The organism is Chitinophaga ginsengisegetis (assembly GCF_900168065.1).
GTDB lineage: Bacteria > Bacteroidota > Bacteroidia > Chitinophagales > Chitinophagaceae > Chitinophaga > Chitinophaga ginsengisegetis.
Genome location: NZ_FUZZ01000007.1, coordinates 70,081 through 86,773 on the forward strand (window position 1 = coordinate 70,081; position 16,693 = coordinate 86,773).

Annotated in this window: 15 protein-coding genes and 1 tRNA gene; 6 read left to right on the forward strand and 10 right to left on the reverse strand. The window is 44.6% G+C overall.

What is annotated here, in order from left to right:
• Nucleotides 1–73: 73 nt before the first annotated feature.
• Nucleotides 74–1,357, forward strand: a complete 1,284-nt coding sequence (locus tag B5Z18_RS31635) for a hybrid sensor histidine kinase/response regulator (RefSeq protein WP_079473586.1) — start codon at nucleotides 74–76, stop codon at nucleotides 1,355–1,357.
• Between the two features lie 56 nt (nucleotides 1,358–1,413).
• On the opposite strand, the gene B5Z18_RS31640 is transcribed toward B5Z18_RS31635, so the two are convergent.
• The 6 genes from B5Z18_RS31640 to B5Z18_RS31665 all read right to left on the reverse strand — a co-directional run bounded on the left by B5Z18_RS31640 (nucleotide 1,414) and on the right by B5Z18_RS31665 (nucleotide 7,118).
• Nucleotides 1,414–1,486, reverse strand: a tRNA-Ala gene (locus tag B5Z18_RS31640).
• A gap of 56 nt (nucleotides 1,487–1,542) precedes the next feature.
• On the reverse strand, nucleotides 1,543–1,962 hold the full coding sequence (locus B5Z18_RS31645; protein WP_159454505.1) for a response regulator: 420 nt from the start codon (nucleotides 1,960–1,962) through the stop codon (nucleotides 1,543–1,545).
• On the reverse strand, nucleotides 1,946–3,043 hold the full coding sequence (locus B5Z18_RS31650) for a sensor histidine kinase (RefSeq protein ID WP_079473588.1): 1,098 nt from the start codon (nucleotides 3,041–3,043) through the stop codon (nucleotides 1,946–1,948). The genes B5Z18_RS31645 and B5Z18_RS31650 overlap by 17 nt, the downstream gene beginning before the upstream one ends.
• A 20-nt stretch (nucleotides 3,044–3,063) precedes the next feature.
• Entirely contained in the window at nucleotides 3,064–5,214 is a 2,151-nt protein-coding gene (locus B5Z18_RS31655; protein ID WP_079473589.1) for a sensor histidine kinase, read from the reverse strand.
• Between the two features lie 69 nt (nucleotides 5,215–5,283).
• Nucleotides 5,284–5,934, reverse strand: coding sequence for a hypothetical protein (locus B5Z18_RS31660; RefSeq protein WP_227024684.1), 651 nt, complete (start codon nucleotides 5,932–5,934; stop codon nucleotides 5,284–5,286).
• Nucleotides 5,935–6,020: 86 nt separating this feature from the next.
• Nucleotides 6,021–7,118 (reverse strand): Rv1355c family protein, encoded by a 1,098-nt coding sequence (locus B5Z18_RS31665; RefSeq protein ID WP_079473591.1) that lies wholly within the window; start codon nucleotides 7,116–7,118, stop codon nucleotides 6,021–6,023.
• Between the two features lie 449 nt (nucleotides 7,119–7,567).
• On the opposite strand from B5Z18_RS31665, the gene B5Z18_RS31670 reads away from it, so the two are divergent.
• On the forward strand, nucleotides 7,568–8,296 hold the full coding sequence (locus tag B5Z18_RS31670; RefSeq protein WP_079473592.1) for a superoxide dismutase: 729 nt from the start codon (nucleotides 7,568–7,570) through the stop codon (nucleotides 8,294–8,296).
• A gap of 78 nt (nucleotides 8,297–8,374) precedes the next feature.
• On the opposite strand, the gene B5Z18_RS31675 is transcribed toward B5Z18_RS31670, so the two are convergent.
• From B5Z18_RS31675 to B5Z18_RS31685, 3 genes are all read right to left on the reverse strand, one after another.
• Nucleotides 8,375–9,997: an ArnT family glycosyltransferase gene (locus B5Z18_RS31675; RefSeq protein WP_079473593.1), complete on the reverse strand. Its 1,623-nt coding sequence runs from the start codon at nucleotides 9,995–9,997 to the stop codon at nucleotides 8,375–8,377.
• Between the two features lie 63 nt (nucleotides 9,998–10,060).
• The gene (locus B5Z18_RS31680; protein WP_079473594.1) at nucleotides 10,061–10,735 is read right to left on the reverse strand and encodes a phosphatase PAP2 family protein; all 675 of its coding nucleotides are present in this window, start codon (nucleotides 10,733–10,735) and stop codon (nucleotides 10,061–10,063) included.
• A 28-nt stretch (nucleotides 10,736–10,763) separates the two neighbouring features.
• Entirely contained in the window at nucleotides 10,764–12,209 is a 1,446-nt protein-coding gene (locus B5Z18_RS31685) for an LptF/LptG family permease (protein ID WP_079473595.1), read from the reverse strand.
• A 132-nt stretch (nucleotides 12,210–12,341) separates the two neighbouring features.
• Between B5Z18_RS31685 and B5Z18_RS31690 the strand changes: the two genes are divergently transcribed.
• Entirely contained in the window at nucleotides 12,342–12,956 is a 615-nt protein-coding gene (locus tag B5Z18_RS31690; RefSeq protein ID WP_079473596.1) for a hypothetical protein, read from the forward strand.
• On the opposite strand, the gene B5Z18_RS31695 is transcribed toward B5Z18_RS31690, so the two are convergent.
• Nucleotides 12,953–13,333 carry an START-like domain-containing protein gene (locus B5Z18_RS31695; RefSeq protein WP_079473597.1) on the reverse strand — a complete coding sequence of 127 codons (381 nt, stop codon included), beginning with the start codon at nucleotides 13,331–13,333 and terminating at the stop codon, nucleotides 12,953–12,955. The genes B5Z18_RS31690 and B5Z18_RS31695 overlap by 4 nt on opposite strands.
• A 357-nt stretch (nucleotides 13,334–13,690) precedes the next feature.
• Here B5Z18_RS31695 and B5Z18_RS31700 point away from each other — a divergent pair, with 357 nt between their 5' ends.
• The 3 genes from B5Z18_RS31700 to rpsP all read left to right on the forward strand — a co-directional run bounded on the left by B5Z18_RS31700 (nucleotide 13,691) and on the right by rpsP (nucleotide 16,685).
• Nucleotides 13,691–14,563 (forward strand): sigma-70 family RNA polymerase sigma factor, encoded by an 873-nt coding sequence (locus B5Z18_RS31700; protein ID WP_209857032.1) that lies wholly within the window; start codon nucleotides 13,691–13,693, stop codon nucleotides 14,561–14,563.
• A 222-nt stretch (nucleotides 14,564–14,785) separates the two neighbouring features.
• Nucleotides 14,786–16,111 (forward strand): signal recognition particle protein, encoded by a 1,326-nt coding sequence (gene ffh / locus B5Z18_RS31705; RefSeq protein WP_079473599.1) that lies wholly within the window; start codon nucleotides 14,786–14,788, stop codon nucleotides 16,109–16,111.
• A gap of 109 nt (nucleotides 16,112–16,220) precedes the next feature.
• A complete protein-coding gene (rpsP, locus tag B5Z18_RS33070) occupies nucleotides 16,221–16,685 on the forward strand; it encodes a 30S ribosomal protein S16 (RefSeq protein WP_079473600.1) in 465 nt (154 codons plus the stop codon).
• Nucleotides 16,686–16,693 lie beyond the last annotated feature (8 nt).

The window sequence follows — 16,693 nt, forward strand, 5'->3', positions numbered from 1 at the left end:
AGCTGTCAATGTTTAAAAGAATACATTGGGCCGTTTTCCACCCGTCGCCCTCTTGTTATAACGAGTATGTTATATGATCTTAATTGTAGATGATAAGCCGGAAAATATACTGTCTATCAGGAAAACCCTTGAACTATACCAGTTCGAAGTGGACACTGCGCTGTCTGGTGAGGAAGCGCTGAAAAAAATACTTAAACATAATTATACCCTTATCATCCTGGATGTGCAGATGCCCAGCATGGATGGCTTTGAAGTAGCGGAAGCACTCTCCGGACACAGTAAGGCGAAAGACATTCCGATTATATTCCTGTCGGCCGTAAATAAAGACAAACGCTTTATTGTAAAAGGATATGACTCCGGCGGGATCGACTATATCACCAAGCCGGTAGATCCTGACATCCTCCTGATGAAAGTAAAAACATTCTCCCGTCTTTATCAGCAATCACAGGAACTGAAGCTAATGCATCAGTCGCTCAAAGAAGAAGTAGAAGTAAGAAAGCTCGCGCAGGAAGCACTGATTGCACACCAGCAGCAGGTAAATGAAATGCTGGAGCAGAAAGTAAGGGAAAGAACGGAAGAACTGAGAGAGATTAATAAATCGCTGGAAGCCAGTAACCACGACCTGCAACAGTTTGCGTCCGTTGCTTCTCATGATCTGAAAGAACCCTTGCGGAAGATTCAGCTTTTCGGTGCTATTTTAAGAGACAAGTTTCTGCATACAGACCCTAACGCCCTTTCCTATATGGAAAGGATTGTAGGGTCGTCAGAACGCATGGCAAGGCTCATCAACGACCTGCTGAACTATTCCCGTTTATCCGGGGTAAGCATAAACGAAGTTACCGACTTCAATAAAATTATCCAGGAGATCCTGGTGGACCTGGAGCTGATGATTGTTGAACGGGACGCGATCATCACTGTGGAAAAAATGCCTCAGATTGAAGCGGTTCCGGGGCAAATACGCCAGGTGTTTCAAAACATCATCAGCAACGCATTAAAGTTTTCGCGGAAAGATATACCCCCTCAGATAGATATCACCGCAGATATCGTAACGGATCTAAACCCCGACAGTGCAGCCTTTGAGGGAGGTCAATACTGCCGCATCGTTATCCGCGACAACGGAATCGGGTTCAATGAAAAATATCTCTCTAAAATATTTACCATCTTCCAGCGTCTCCACACTTCCGATCTTTATGAAGGGACCGGCATCGGGCTGGCTATCGCTAAAAAAGTAATTGATAAACACGGCGGACTTATCACCGCCAGGAGCAGGGAAGGAGAGGGCGCTACCTTCATCATCGTATTACCTCTGAAACAAGCCAGGCCCGTGGCCACCAGTTTGAGCGACGCATTTGCCTGATCGCCGCCGGGTACACACATAAAAAAAGCCCGACACATTGTGTCAGGCTTTACGGGTGGAGGATAACGGGCTCGAACCGTTCACCTCAAACATGCCATGCTTGCGCTCTACCAGATGAGCTAATCCCCCGTTTATTGCTTTCTTCGGGATGCAAAAATATATTTTTTCCTGTAAACACCAACATTTTATAGAAAATCTTTGAAAATTCCTTCCACAGTTTCCTTTAAATCCTTTAACAATAAGGGTTTCCGGAGCAATTTAATTACCATAGGATTCGCGTTGGTACGGGTAATATCTCCATAATCCAGGGAGGACGACACCATTACGATATGACATTGGGACTTAATCTTACTGGGGTAGGAATCAAATGCCTGCAGAAATTCAAAGCCATCCATCTCCGGCATCTGGATATCCAGCAGGATTACAGTAGGCGGAATTTTGGGAAGGGCAATATTGGAAGATAGGAATTCCAGTGCCTTATTGGCATTTACAAACGAAATCACCGTTCTGCTGATTTGTTGAAATCCGATCAACTTCTCATGCAGCAACAAATCAATCTCATTGTCATCAATCAATATGACTCGCAGGTCAGGTATCGAATTCATTTCTGTTAGGGATGGTAATTTCAAATTGGGTGCCCTCTCCATACTTGGACTCTACATTGATGGTACCGCCTATCTTACTCAGCGCTTCCTTAACAATATACAAGCCAATACCACTGCCCGGTTTATTATTATTTTTGGACCGGAAGAACATCTTGAAAATATTGTTCAGATGTTCACTTAAAATTCCGATCCCGTTATCACGTATACAGATGGTTGCTTTGTGAGGTTCCACTTTAACCGCCAGGTTGACCATTGGATTTGTTTCCTCCGGCTTCTGGTATTTAACAGCATTTGAAATAAGATTGTTTAAAATAACACTGATCCGGAAGGTATCTCCCCTGAAATCAACCGCCTGCTCCACGTTGGTTTGAAAACGGATCTGGGTATTCTGCGGTTTAAACGCAGTGATGCAGTCGTTCAGCAGCGTGTTGAAATCAATTCTTTCATATTCTATCTCCAGCCGGGAATTGCGGTAATACTCAATGATCTTCTGGATAAAATCATCCAGCTTTAACACACAGGTTTCTACCATGTTTATATAACCATTGGGATCTACCACGGAATTATCCAGCCTGGACAGATTGATAATACCCAGCACAGACATTAGCGGGGAACGGAGGTCATGTGAGGTGGAATAAATAAACCGGTTCAGTTCATCGTTCGTTTTCTCCAGCTCTTCTATCTTTTCCCGGAGCTGCTTCCGTGTACGGTATATTTCGTAAGCGTTATTAATGGTTTTATGCAGCTCATGTTCATCCCAGGGCTTCTTAATATAAGAGTAGATGTGCCCTTTGTTAATGGCATCGATAATATCTTCCACATCGGTATAACCGGTCAGCAAAATACGCATCGGGTCGGGCAGGGTATCTTTAATTTCATTGAAGAATTCCACACCCGTAGATACTGGCATTTTCTGATCTGCGATGATAATATGTACCATGATCTCCTTCAGCAGCAGTTTGCCTTCCTGTGCTGAAGTAGCCGTGTAAATTTCATAACTTCTGCGAAAGCTTGCTTTAAACGCATTCAGATTATGAATCTCATCATCTATGTATAATATTCTTATGCGGTTTTCTTTCATTAAAAGACCCTTATGGTTAATTACGATAAATGATTTGCGATACTGAGTGGTAAATATATAATAAATTCCGCTCCTTCACCGGGCGCCGAATTCACAACTATCTTCCCTTTATGCTTCTCAATGATACTGAATACGATAGATAATCCCAGCCCGGTACCTTCCCCTACATCTTTGGTGGTGAAAAAAGGATCAAAGATCTTTTCCCGCACGGCTTCCGACATACCAATACCGGTATCTTTGATGGTAATAACAATGAAACTGTTCTCCTGCCTGGTAGTGATGGAGATGAATTCATTGTGATGTTCCTTCTTGCTTTTGATAGCGTTCAGCGCATTGCTGAAAATGTTCATGAACACCTGGTTTATTTTACCGGCGTAACATTCTATCTTCGGCAAGCCCGCATAATCCTTTATAATGTTCACATAAGGTGGTATGGCATTGCGAAGCAATACCAGCGTAGAATCCAGTCCTTCATGGATGTCGATGGATTTTACCTCGCTTTCATCCAGCCTGCTGAAAGTGCGTAAGCCCTTCACAATTTCTGCGGTGCGCGCTGCACCATCTTCTATGCCTTTGATAAGCGAAGAAATTTCTTCGTGGATATAATCAATATCAATTTCTTTCTTGAACAGGGCAATATCAGCCAGCGATTTTGAGATATCGGTACTCACAGGTAATTCATCATAGCGGTTTAACAGCTCTCTCAGATCAGCAATATCCAGTTTCAGCGGTTTGATATTGGAGGTAACAAAGTTGATCGGGTTATTGATTTCATGCGCAATACCAGCCGTAAGCTGACCAAGCGATGCCATCTTCTCCTTTTCCACCAGCCGGGTTTGGGCATCTTTCAGGTTTGTTAACGCATTGTTCAGTTCCAGGTTGGTAGCCTGCAGGTCTTCAGTTCTGTCTTTTACTTTACTTTCCAGTATGATGTTTTGTTCCCTTACCAGTCTTTCATTTTCCTGAGAAATAGCCAGTGCCATTTGCTGTGATGCTTCTTTTTCCGCCTTAAACACATTGATCTTATGTGCCAGTGCAAACGACAGCAACAGTACTTCCACACCGGAGCCGATCTGCAGCGCATAATAGGTGAAGTTGTTATATGGCAGGACATTGAAATTGCGCAGTACGAAAACGAAAATACTGATCAGGAATATTGACCAGGCTATCAGGAAGAAACGCGCCGCATTTACCCCCTTCAGGCTGATACGGTAGGCAACAACAAAGGCCATTACCGCCGCCAGGAAAGCATCCAGCTGCACCAGTATCTGCGCGTAATTATACATGTCCAGGAAAGTAGGTATGAAGCAAAGCAGGTACAGTACAATCACTGCATTCATCAGCTTATGCCCCAGCGGGTAATTCACTTTGGTAGACAGGAACTGCTGAATAAATACCAGCGCCGTAAGACCATTGAATACCGGCACCAGTACCGTGGCATGCATGGCCAGCCAGGGACTGTTGGGATACAGGAAACGGAAGGAGTACCCCTGCAGCGTTACCTGGGTAAGGCCCACGCAAATAATATAACTCACGTAAATGAGGTAGCTGTTGTCGCGGGTGGATATATAAATGAAGAGATTATAAAAGGCCATCGCCAGGATAACGCCCACGTATATACCAAAAATCAGCTCGCGTTTGTTGTTCTTTTCAAAGATGCTTTCCGGGGTGCCCAGGTAAATAGGTAGCTGCAACTGTTCTCCTGCCTTTACTTTCAGATAGAACTGCCGCGTTTCATTGGGCAGCAGCCGTATTGGGAAATGATAGTTCTGATGATCATATCCCCGGTTTTTGTAAGCGGTAAACTCCCCCAGGCGCGTTTGCCTGATAGTGCCGTCCGGCAACAGTTCGTATAGCGTGATATCATCAATAATAGGGTATTCTACTTCCAGCAATAACTTCTCGGCTTTCGACTGGTTGTTGATGGAAAACCTGGCCCATTGCGTATAGGGTGTGATCTGCAGGTTGGGTACCTCCTGTCCGGAAACTTTAAACGCCTGCATGGGAGCGGAGGCGATTGTGAGGGTGTCTGCCTTGTCGGTATACAGCTCAAGATATCCACCTATCTGCAGCAGCGATCTACTGTTTTTGAACACAACAGGTTGTGCCGTTACATGAAACAGGACTAACAGGGTAAAGATTGACCATAAACCAACAATCTTGGACAGCATCACGAAATAGATTAAGTATCAGGCTTGAATTTATATGTTTTTTCAGAAATACCGGCCCCGATTAATTGTTTATGGGGTAAAATGTGCGTGTGTAGGGATCCGGAGGCTATAGTTTACCTCGTAGGAACCCTTTGGACCCACTTCTATTTTAGACTGCATTGGATTTTCACGCAGGTCTGAAATCAGTAATTTTTCTTTTGGATCGGCATGTGGCAGGTCGTAGCAATCGTTGATCACCATAGCGGTAGCCAGGAAGTCGTCTTTCGGGTAAAAGAACGTACCATTGTTTCCCAGTGATTCATCTATTACAAAACCTACGCGTTTTCCTACCCGGGTGGTGATAGGAGCGCACAATACATGATAGGTGTCTATTGGTAGCTGTGCGCCCAATACAACACCCACTCTTGCCAGTACCTGGCTGCCGATTCCCATTCCGGCCACTTCTTTGGAATTCCACATTCCGCAGATCTCAGCACTACCTTTTTTTACGTATGAATATATTTTTGGATCGTATTTGCCTATCGCCGTTTCAATGGGCAGTGGCAACACGCCGTCAGCAATCTGCACGCGTGCCCCACCATATGTTTTGGTACGAGTATCGTCCTCCACTATGATCACTATTGTATTTTCATGTTGCATCCAGTCAGCACTGCCGGATGTTACCTGGGCAATACCGAAATAGATTTCCAGCAACTTGAGGTGACCGGTATAAAATCTCATGCAAGCCTCAGGATCATCCGGAGCCCTAAATACCCTTACATTAATCATGACATTGCGGAATAGCGCTTATACAAGGCATAAGTATGTTAAACAATCAACTGCTCGAAATCTATGTAATACCTGCCTGAACTCTTTAACTGATCCAGGGCAATGCGACGGCATGTGTCGGCCACCAGTGCTCCTCCCAGTACAACTGAAGAGGCCAGCTGGGGCCAGGTGGTAATAGTTTTACCAATCTCACCCAGGGAAAATTTCATCCTGGAGGATGCCTTGTCCAGCGCCAGCATGGGGCTGAAAATAGGGAGTTTCTCCGCATCCGTCAAACCCTTTAAGGTGTCAATATCCACCTCCGGTATCAGACCGTGCATAAGCGGCCTGTCCGGTTCAAGATCAAACCGCTCAATATCTATCATACCTCTGTCGTTCATTTCCATAACAACTGGTATTTTCAGTGCCTTTGCCTTTATTCTGCTTAATATCTTAATATCCACACCATCACACTCTTCCACGAAAATGTCCAGCACACCGCCATTGGTAAAGAAGTCGTCCATGTTGGCTTCAGTCATGCCATCCTGGTAAATGCTTACTTTGATGAAGGGGTCCAGCTCCGCAATTTCCCGGGCAGCTATTACCACTTTCGGCAACTGGATATTATGTACCCCGCAACGGATCCGGTTCATGTTGGTCAGCTCCAGCCGGTCGAAGTCCGCCAGCCGTAATTCGCCGCAGATACGCTCCATCACCAGGGTTAGTGCGATGGATTGACCAACCGACAGGCCCACAATGCCGATCTTCTTTTTGGATAATACCGCAATTTCTTCCGCCGTAATTTTATGCTGGTTCCTGCTGGTACGTAGCTCAATAAACTCCGCTTCATTTACCAGGTGCACTACGTGATCACTCCAGGGATAATATACCCATACCCCATATTTTTCCGGGGAAACTCCAGCAAGATGTGCCTGTACTTTTTCCTCGTACTCCGCGGCAGTCAAGCGTTTAGTAGGATTCCTGATTTTCATCAGCTCCTTTAACTGAGAGTCGATATGGTCGTTAATTCGTAGGTGCGGACGGGTTTTCAGAAGGGTTTCGAAGGACTGAAGGTCTTGTGCCTTCTTCAAATCATAAAAAACAGGCTTATAGTCATTGTTTTCAACCTGTTGTTTCCTTAGGTACTCTTGTATCATGTTTCCTGCTTTATCGAGGTTGGGCCAGGATTGCTTGCACTGGATTACGCTATATCATCGTGTGTAAAGCAATTCCTGTTGCTCTTTAGTATTCGCTTAAAATATTAATTATATATGTGATCGGTTATTACGTTGGCGTATTGGCGGGTTAATGAACAGGTTTCTTTGTTTGCCTGCCAGGCCCGGGATAAATATATCTGGCAATCATACAATTAACTACAATTCATCATTGCAATCATGATATGAATGTATGGTAAAATAGTAATTTAATATGAAAACAAAGTAAAAGTTTCCCTTTATTTTGATATTAAATCCTCATTTTTATACTTTTACCTTACTTTTAATATTACTTTTCATCTCTCCCCACCAAAGAGATTTGGTTTAATATTTGCGGCTTTCCCCGCCTGACTCGATCTTTATTACTCAATAATATATTTAAATAATAAAACATGGATAAGAGAGAATTTCTCAAGCTTACCAGTCTTGCCGGCGCCGCCATCCTGAGCGGGCCATTGAGCAGCCTGGCCACTTCTTCTGTATCCGGACAGCCGGCCTTTGCCGATCCTAAAGCACCCTTTGTTCTACCTGCGTTGCCTTATGCATATGATGCCCTGGAGCCTCATATCGACAAGCTCACTATGGAAATTCACCACGATAAGCACCATGCTGCCTATGTGAAAAATCTGAACGATAACCTCGCCGGTACTGCCTTTGCAACACTGTCGCTGGAAGAAATCCTGAACAAAGTAACGGATAAAGATAAAGCCGTTCGCAATAATGGCGGTGGACATTATAATCACTCCCTCTTCTGGACGTTATTATCTCCCACAAAGAAAACACCTTCTGATAAGCTGAAATCAGCCATCACCAGTGCTTTCGGCAGCTGGGAAACATTCCAGACAAAATTCAATGATGCCGCAAAAACTGTTTTCGGTTCCGGTTGGGCATGGCTCATCGTTACCCCGGAGAAAAAACTGGCCATCATCAATACCCCTAACCAGGACAATCCGCTGATGCATAATATCGTGAAAGATAAAGGCACACCCATCCTGGCACTCGACGTATGGGAACATGCCTACTATCTGAAACATCAGAACAAACGCCCGGAATATATCGATGCTTTCTGGAACGCTGTAAACTGGGATGAAGTAGAGAAAAGATATAAAGCAGCCGTATAACTTAATGGATTTATTTAATAAAGAAGAAAGCCCTTCCTAACCGGAAGGGCTTTCTTCTTTATTAAATATAATTTACGGCTACTTCCGTTTCAGGAACACAAACCCGTTCTTCTCACCAATCACCTCCAGGTTAGGATGATGCCGGTAAGGCTCACTGTCCGTAATACGGCAAATGAAATAGGCGGGTTTATCTATCTGGCCATTCAGCAGCCAGTCTTCATTGTAATAGTTTTTATTGGAATGCGGCAACTCCCTGGAATAGTAATGCTGTGCATAACTGTGGTAGGCTAACGCCTTCACATATACGTCTTTACCCTGCAGGGAAATAAAGTAATCTATCGCAGCACGCTGTGAATAGGCTTCTATCTTGGGTACAAAGTGTACCACTGTTACCTGGATCACCAGGATGGAGCTGATAAACAAACACAACAACCCTTTGCTGATTTTGCGGCGTATCAGTAACACGCTGCTCACAATTACCAGGATTATATAGCCTGCACCATACCCGGCTTCCGCTATCGACCAGGGCACATCTGCCTGCAGGTTGGCAACGGCAAATTTATCACCGATATAAGGAATCAGCATGTCTTTATAAACACCTACCAGCGGTAATACCGCAATCGCCAGTCCCAGCACAATACCTATAAAAAGTATGAGGGCAATATTCCAGCCCCGCAGCCGCTGCTTCCCTTCAGAGAGGAGGTACACCTGCCAGGCTGCAAGAAAAGACAGCGGGAAATAACACAGCGAAGAATAATGTACAATCTTTGTTTTTACAATAGAGAAGAGGATCAGCACCACCCAGAATAATACCCACATCCATACCTTGAAATCCTTTAGCTCAATGGCGGCAGGAGTGGAGTAGATCGTTTTTTTCCTGCTCTGCAAATAGGTAAAAAGAAAGGTGCTTGCCGGAAAACAACCTATCAGCAACACAATCCAGTGGTAAAAGAAAGGGCCACCATGACCGGCATCTTCCGTAGTAAGCAGGCGGATCTGGTAAGCCACAAATTCATTGACAAACCACCAGCCATGTGCAATAATTTCATACCCAAACCACAACAGTGTGGTAACACAGGCAAACAGGGCAATTAAGCCGATATGGGAAAAACGGATACTGATCTTTCCTTTATTCCAGATCCAGTATATCAACAGGCACAGCAAAGCCACCAGTATGGCTACCGGTCCTTTGGTTAATACTGCCAGCCCCAGGAATAAACCGCTGAGAATGGCCATGCGGAAAGGCTTACTGTTATAGCCAATGCGATAGGCAAAGTAGATAGAAAGGAAGATGAAGAAATTAAACGTAGGATCTATAATACCTGATTTAAAATAGAAATGCGGTAACCAGGAGCCTGCATATACCAATGCCCACCAGAAACCGAATCTTTCATCCACTGTTTTTTTACCGATGGCAAATAAACTGATCAGTGTAGCAATGCCGATGATGGCATTGGGGAAACGGGCAGCAAAATCATTTACGCCAAAAAGGTGCATACTGCCTGCCTGCATCCATATAAATAAGGGTGGTTTTTCCCAGAAAGGACGGAAATCGATCTGCACCTGGCTGTAGTTGTGGCTTACTATCATTTCCCGGGCTGCTTCTGCAAAGTTGATTTCATCCCAGTCAAATAAATGTACGGCCCCCAGAAAAGGTATAAATAGTAAAGCGGCCACCAGGGCAATCAATAGGTATTTCATTGAAAGTATTTAAAAAATTGGATTACGAACGGTCACTGACTGACCGTTCGTAATTATGCATTCCTATGTGGTGGCATTGGCCTGTAAAAGCGCCTCTGCACATACTTCCGGCGACGACGTGGTATCCCGGAATTTAAAAAGTCCATACACGATAACAGTACTTAAGGTACCCACAATGCTACCCACATATACATCCACAAAGAAATGTTGTGCCAGGTAAATGCGGGAATAACCGGCGCAAAGCGCCATCACTAATAACAGCAATCCCAGCTTTTTATTGCGCACAATTACGGCCAGGAAGCTGAACATGGCAAAGGCAGCCGCGGAATGACCGGACGGGAAACTGCAACTGCTGTGCACATTTACCCATCTTACAGTATGCACCAGTGTGGCGGTTTCATCTCCGAAATAGGAGATGGGGCGCGGTGCATTATAATAGTGTTTAGCCACCTGTACTACAATGGTGACCAATAGCAGCACTGCCAGCCCGATAAAGAATAGCCTGAACCGCTGTGTTATCAGCATCAGGAACAGCACTATTCCAAACATAATTCCATCACCGAGGTAGGTAAGCCCGGTAACAATAACATCGCCCCAGTCGGAATGTTCTCTGTTAATACTGAGAAACAGGTCCCGTTGACTGTAAGTGGCTAACATTACCCCTCCCACTATTAGCCATAGCAAGAAGGGCAGGAAGAACCAGGAGTTCTTTCTGAACAGTGTAAACAGCGTTTTCAAGTCTGTAGGTTTTAAATTGTAGGTTGTTTTAAATCTCTTTAAGAACTTCTTTCTTTCTAAATCTCTGTAAGAACTTTTTTATTTGTTGAATAACGCGAAAATAATACTCTTTGTTAAAAAGCTGCGAATCATTCATAGCCTTAACAATAAGGAAACCTGCAATAGGCAGTAACACCATATTTGATAACCACATGCCCGACCAGGTAAACATCACGCCATTCCTGGCCATCTTTTCGCCTATCATGAAAAATACGTTAAAAATCACAAAAAAGATCACGGCAAACACCAGCGGTGTACCCAGCCCTCCCTTCCTGATAATAGAACCCAGGGGGGCGCCTATCAGGAACATCACGATACAGGCAGCAGCCAGCGTGAATTTACGTTGCCATTCAACTTTGTGCATCAGGATTACGCCATGCTTGTCTTCAAACTCCTGGGTAGGCTGTTCAAGGGCGCTCTGTGTTTCACGAACATTCTGCTCTGCCCTTTCCAGCACAGTACGGAGGCTCTTCTCCGGTACAATATCTTCAAATTCCTTTGCTTTCAGCGGAGGGGCGCTGGCCGCCCAGGCAGAATCCTTCCATTTGAAGAAAGGATAACGTACAGTAACATACGAATTTACTGTTTTGCTGTACTGGTTCTCTATTTTCTGCAGGGAATCTATTGCCACATCCAGCTGTCTTACGTTCAGCATTTGCTGGTTGGAGGCAAAAAGATCCATGTTCAGGCGGTTAAAAGCAAATGAGCTCAGGTCAAAAGCCTTGCTGTATTTTTTAAAACCCAGCCTGATCATGTCGCCGGGAACAGTGTATCCGCGGTTGTTCCGCTCTTCATAACGCCACCCGTTGTCGAGGATAAAATACAGGAAACGTTTGTTGGCGGTAAGTACCATCTGTCCCTTTTCGGCCAGGATGATCCGGTCGCCGCCACCACTCTGGTGATCGAAGATCATTACCTGGTGAATGGTCTGGTTGTCTTTATCCTTTTGGGCTACTTTAATGGTATAGCCGGGAATATCTTTATAGAATACGCCTGCCTTGATATTAAAGGCCGGTTTGGAGTTGGTAATATCATAGAGCAGTGATTTGGCCTGGAGGTTGGCCACCGGGATCACATAGTTGGCAAACAAAAAGGCGAGGAACGCGATCACGGAACACACCAGCAGCAGCGGGCGGATAAAACGCAACAGGGAAATACCTGAAGATTTTAACGCCACCAGTTCAAAGCTTTCTCCTAGGTTCCCAAAGGTCATAATGGAAGACAGCAACACCGCAAGGGGGAGGGCCAGGGTTACCAGTGTGGCGCTGGTATAGGCAATGAGCTGTATGATCACACCTGTATCCAGACCTTTACCCACCAGGTCGTCCACATACTTCCAGAGGAACTGCATTACCAGTACAAATAAGGTAACAAAGAAGGTAGCTACAAAGGGACCCAGGAAGGTTTTTATAATTAGTTTGTCGAGTTTTTTCACTGATAATGCGGTATTAAAAAGATGGAATCCCGATCTTCGTATTCTACTGGTCAGGATACTCCTAAACGGTAAAGTTAGCACGAATTCACAAAGGAGTGTTAGGGAGAACCTGAAAATACCGTTAAAATTTATATGGAAAGTTTTGAACTAACGCCGGAAGAAGCAGCTGTTGTAGAAAGTACTCATTTTATTCTCCTGAAAAACAGTGCAATAGAGAAGATAATGGTGCTGATGGGAAAGCTGCAGGAAGCGCTGGCGGCGTACGACCGTAACAGTAATTTTCCCTTTAAGCCGGAGTGGCTGCTGCAGGGAGGTAAAATTTCAAAGGGGGAACAGTACAAGGGGTTACCCTGGGTAATGCTGGACTACCCGCGTTATTTCAGTAAAACGGAAGTATTTGCGTTCCGCACCATGTTCTGGTGGGGGCATTATTTTAGCGCTACCCTGCACCTGGCAGGTAACGTAAAGCGCTATTACAGTGCTGTTCTTGAAAGCAGTTACACAAAACTGGCGGAGGCCGGATTTCAGGTGTATGTTCAGGAAGATCCCTGGGAGCATGATTTCGAAAACGGAAATTATTGTTTCATAAACACCTTAAGTTTAGATGAGTGGAAGACGCTGATTAGCCGGAACGATTTTATCAAAGTGGCTAAACCTTTCGTGATCGGTCATTGGGGCAAAATAATTACTGATGTAGTGGAGGCCTATGCTGCGCTACTCAATATACTTGAAAATAAAGGGGCTTAACTGCCGATGCGGTGGAAGAGATCTTTCACCTGGTATTCCCATAGCTGACTTTGGTCCTTCACTTCTTTCTTCTCTGCGAAATCTTTTACTACCAGGATAGTTTCATTCGTTACTTCAGAAATTTGTATGCGGAACTCAAAATATTCTTCTTTGGGAGCATGCGTCCAGTGCAGCCGGATGTACTCATCTTCCTCCTGTTCCAGTACTTCTGCTTCTTCAGCCGTACCGTTCCATGAAAAGGAAAAAACATTATCCCTGAAATCAACCCTATCGGCAAACCACTCCTGTAAACCAGCAGGGGTCGATAAGAATTCATACAGGATACCGGGTGAGCACCTTACCGGAAATTCTAACTCATAAAGCACTTTCTTAGACATCTCTCAAATAATTAGTAAATCAATATCATCCAGTTGCAATTATAGAAAATATTTTACTCTGTCAAAATAATTTACGGTTTTTTTTTATAGAATACATAAAAACTTTACACGCCTTAATAAAACTATATATATTACATTTATAATAAATATAAAATACAAACATGTGATAGCGCTGACTGCTTCGCCTCTATAGTGGCGAATTTCCGCGACAATTGCAAGCCCTTAATGATCAATCGATTTTATTTGGAAATGATTTAAAAACAATAGATTTTTTTTGGTGGCTATCTAAAAAAAGTTATTTTTGTCAGGCATTCATCAAATCTTAACTTTTTATTAACCTGTAACTGTTCCGACTCTATGTCAATGCGCCAACTTAAAATCACTAAATCCATTACCAACAGGGAATCACAATCCCTGGAGAAGTATCTGCAGGAGATTGGGAAAGTGGATTTAATTACGCCGGAAGAAGAGGTAAACCTGGCTATCCGGATCAAGCAGGGCGATCAGAGAGCGTTGGAGAAGCTTACAAAAGCAAACCTCCGCTTTGTGGTATCCGTTGCGAAACAGTACCAGAACCAGGGCCTGTCACTCAGTGACCTGATCAACGAGGGGAACCTCGGGTTAATTAAAGCTGCTCAACGTTTTGATGAAACGCGCGGTTTTAAATTCATTTCCTACGCCGTTTGGTGGATCCGTCAGTCTATCCTGCAGGCACTGGCAGAACAATCCAGGATTGTTCGCCTTCCGCTCAACAAAGTGGGCCTGAGCAACAAGATCAGCAAGGCATACTCCCAGCTGGAACAGGAATATGAAAGAGAACCATCTCCCGATGAACTGGCTACCATCCTGGAAATCAATACGGAAGAAGTGGAAGCAACCCTCGGCGTTGCTGCCCGTCACGTATCAATGGACGCGCCTTTTATCGATGGGGAAGATAACTCCCTGCTGGATGTACTCGAAAACCCGAATGCCGTTAGCGCAGACGAGGAACTGGATCATCACGATTCCCTCCGCCGCGAAATCGAGCGCTCACTCTCTACTTTAACAGATCGTCAGAAAGATGTGATCATGCTGTACTTCGGCATCGCCGTTGAACACCCCATGTCACTCGAAGATATCGGCGAAAAATTTGGCCTGACCCGCGAACGCGTTCGCCAGATCAAAGACAAAGCCATTACCAAATTAAGAACCACTTCCAGGAGCAAGTTGCTGCGCAATTACCTGGGATAAGCGGATGTTGTCGTACTCAGGATTATCCTGATGTTTTTAGTTGATTTGTAAAGATTTTTAAAGATTAGCGAAGACTACTGCGGTAATATCCGCAATGGTCTTCGCTAATCTTTTTTTAATCAAAAAAGATCAAATCAACATAATCAGCATAATCAGTTTAATCCTGAGTAAGACAAAATCCCCAAAAAAATATACTTTTGCAGTCCGTTTAAAATACCAACAATGTTTGAATCATTATCAGAGAGACTCGATTCCGCGTTTAAACAGCTTAAAGGGGAAGGCCGGATTTCAGAAATAAATATCGCCTCTACCGTTAAAGAGATCCGTCGTGCATTGGTGGATGCGGATGTGAACTATAAAATTGCCAAGGAATTTACAGATAAAGTAAAGGATAAAGCATTGGGAGAAAAGGTGTTAACATCTATTTCCCCCGGTCAGCTCATGGTGAAGATCGTAAAGGATGAACTGGCCGAACTCATGGGCGGTACCGAAGCCGAATTCGATCTCAAATCCAATCCTACTGTAGTATTGATCGCAGGTTTGCAGGGTTCGGGTAAAACCACCTTCTCCGGCAAACTGGGTAACTTCCTCAAAACAAAGAAAAATAAGAAACCCTTACTGGTAGCTGCCGATATCTACCGCCCCGCGGCGATAGACCAGCTGAAAGTACTGGGGGAACAAATAGGCGTGGAAGTTTACAGCGAACCGGAAAATAAAAATGCCGTTCAGATCGCTGAAAACGCTATCAAACACGCAAAAGCCAATAACTTCAACGTTATTATCATCGATACTGCCGGCCGTTTGGCGGTAGACGAGGCAATGATGAACGAAGTGGCAGCCGTAAAAGCTGCGGTGAAACCACAGGAAATACTGTTCGTGGTGGATTCCATGACCGGCCAGGATGCGGTGAACACCGCCAAAGCGTTCAACGAACGCCTCGACTTTACCGGCGTGGTGCTCACCAAACTGGATGGCGATACCCGCGGTGGTGCGGCGCTTACCATCAAATACACGGTGGAAAAGCCCATCAAGTTCGTAAGCATGGGGGAAAAACTCGATACCCTCGACGTTTTCTACCCCGAACGTATGGCACAGCGTATTCTCGGAATGGGTGATATCACCACCCTCGTGGAACGCGCCCAGGAACAGTTCAACGAAGAACAGGCCAAGAAACTCGAGAAAAAGATCCGCCAGAACCAGTTCGATTTCGACGACTTCAAGGAACAACTCCAGCAGATTAAAAAAATGGGTAACCTGAAAGATCTGATGGGCATGATCCCCGGCGTTGGGAAGGCAGTAAAGGACCTGGATATCAGCGATGACGCTTTTAAGGGCATTGAGGCCATGATCAACTCCATGACGAAGGCAGAACGTGCCGACCCGGATATGATCGACGGAAGCCGCCGCAAACGCATCGCAAAAGGCGCCGGAAAAAACATCCAGGACGTCAACCAGTTCATGAAACAGTTCGAACAGATGCGCCAGATGATGAAAATGATGAATAAATTTGGCGGTGGTGGTAAGGGTTTGAAAGGAATGGTGAGATAAACGGATCAGATTGATATAAATATTTTTTGCAAATACCAACTTACTGATTACATTTGCATCCCTAATTAAACAATATTTCCTAACTCGCAAAAAATAACTCGACTTATTTATGCCAGTAAAAATCAGACTGCAGAGACATGGCGCGAAAAAAAGGCCTTTCTATTTTATCGTAGTAGCCGACGCCCGCGCACCAAGAGATGGTAAATTCATCCAGAAAATTGGTACTTACAATCCTTTAACAGTTCCGGCTTCCATCAACATTGATACCGAAAAGGCATTGCGTTGGTTGCAGAAAGGTGCACAACCTACCGATACTGTTAGAAGAATCTTGTCATTCAAAGGTGTATTGTATTTGAAACACCTGTTAAGGGGTGTTACTTTGAACCTGTTCGACGAGCCTACTGCTTACCAGAAGTTCGCACAATGGCAAGCTGAACACGAACAAAAAGTTTCTGCCCGCCGTGACGGTCACAAGAAAGCAAGGATTGCTGCTCCAATCGTAAGAAAGGTAGAAGACACTCCGGCCGCTCCTGCGACTGAAACACCAGCAGCAGAAGAAGGTAACGAAGCATAAAACGGCAA

Excerpts from the sequence above, each read along its gene's own strand:
- rpsP (WP_079473600.1), top strand. The coding sequence starts at position 16,221 with ATGCCAGTAAAAATCAGACTGCAGAGACATGGCGCGAAAAAAAGGCCT.
- B5Z18_RS31655 (WP_079473589.1), bottom strand. The coding sequence starts at position 5,214 with ATGCTGTCCAAGATTGTTGGTTTATGGTCAATCTTTACCCTGTTAGTC.
- B5Z18_RS31700 (WP_209857032.1), top strand. The coding sequence starts at position 13,691 with ATGTCAATGCGCCAACTTAAAATCACTAAATCCATTACCAACAGGGAA.
- B5Z18_RS31635 (WP_079473586.1), top strand. The coding sequence starts at position 74 with ATGATCTTAATTGTAGATGATAAGCCGGAAAATATACTGTCTATCAGG.
- B5Z18_RS31675 (WP_079473593.1), bottom strand. The coding sequence starts at position 9,997 with ATGAAATACCTATTGATTGCCCTGGTGGCCGCTTTACTATTTATACCT.
- ffh (WP_079473599.1), top strand. The coding sequence starts at position 14,786 with ATGTTTGAATCATTATCAGAGAGACTCGATTCCGCGTTTAAACAGCTT.
- B5Z18_RS31650 (WP_079473588.1), bottom strand. The coding sequence starts at position 3,043 with ATGAAAGAAAACCGCATAAGAATATTATACATAGATGATGAGATTCAT.
- B5Z18_RS31670 (WP_079473592.1), top strand. The coding sequence starts at position 7,568 with ATGGATAAGAGAGAATTTCTCAAGCTTACCAGTCTTGCCGGCGCCGCC.
- B5Z18_RS31690 (WP_079473596.1), top strand. The coding sequence starts at position 12,342 with ATGGAAAGTTTTGAACTAACGCCGGAAGAAGCAGCTGTTGTAGAAAGT.
- B5Z18_RS31665 (WP_079473591.1), bottom strand. The coding sequence starts at position 7,118 with ATGATACAAGAGTACCTAAGGAAACAACAGGTTGAAAACAATGACTAT.
- B5Z18_RS31695 (WP_079473597.1), bottom strand. The coding sequence starts at position 13,333 with ATGTCTAAGAAAGTGCTTTATGAGTTAGAATTTCCGGTAAGGTGCTCA.
- B5Z18_RS31660 (WP_227024684.1), bottom strand. The coding sequence starts at position 5,934 with ATGAGATTTTATACCGGTCACCTCAAGTTGCTGGAAATCTATTTCGGT.
- B5Z18_RS31645 (WP_159454505.1), bottom strand. The coding sequence starts at position 1,962 with ATGAATTCGATACCTGACCTGCGAGTCATATTGATTGATGACAATGAG.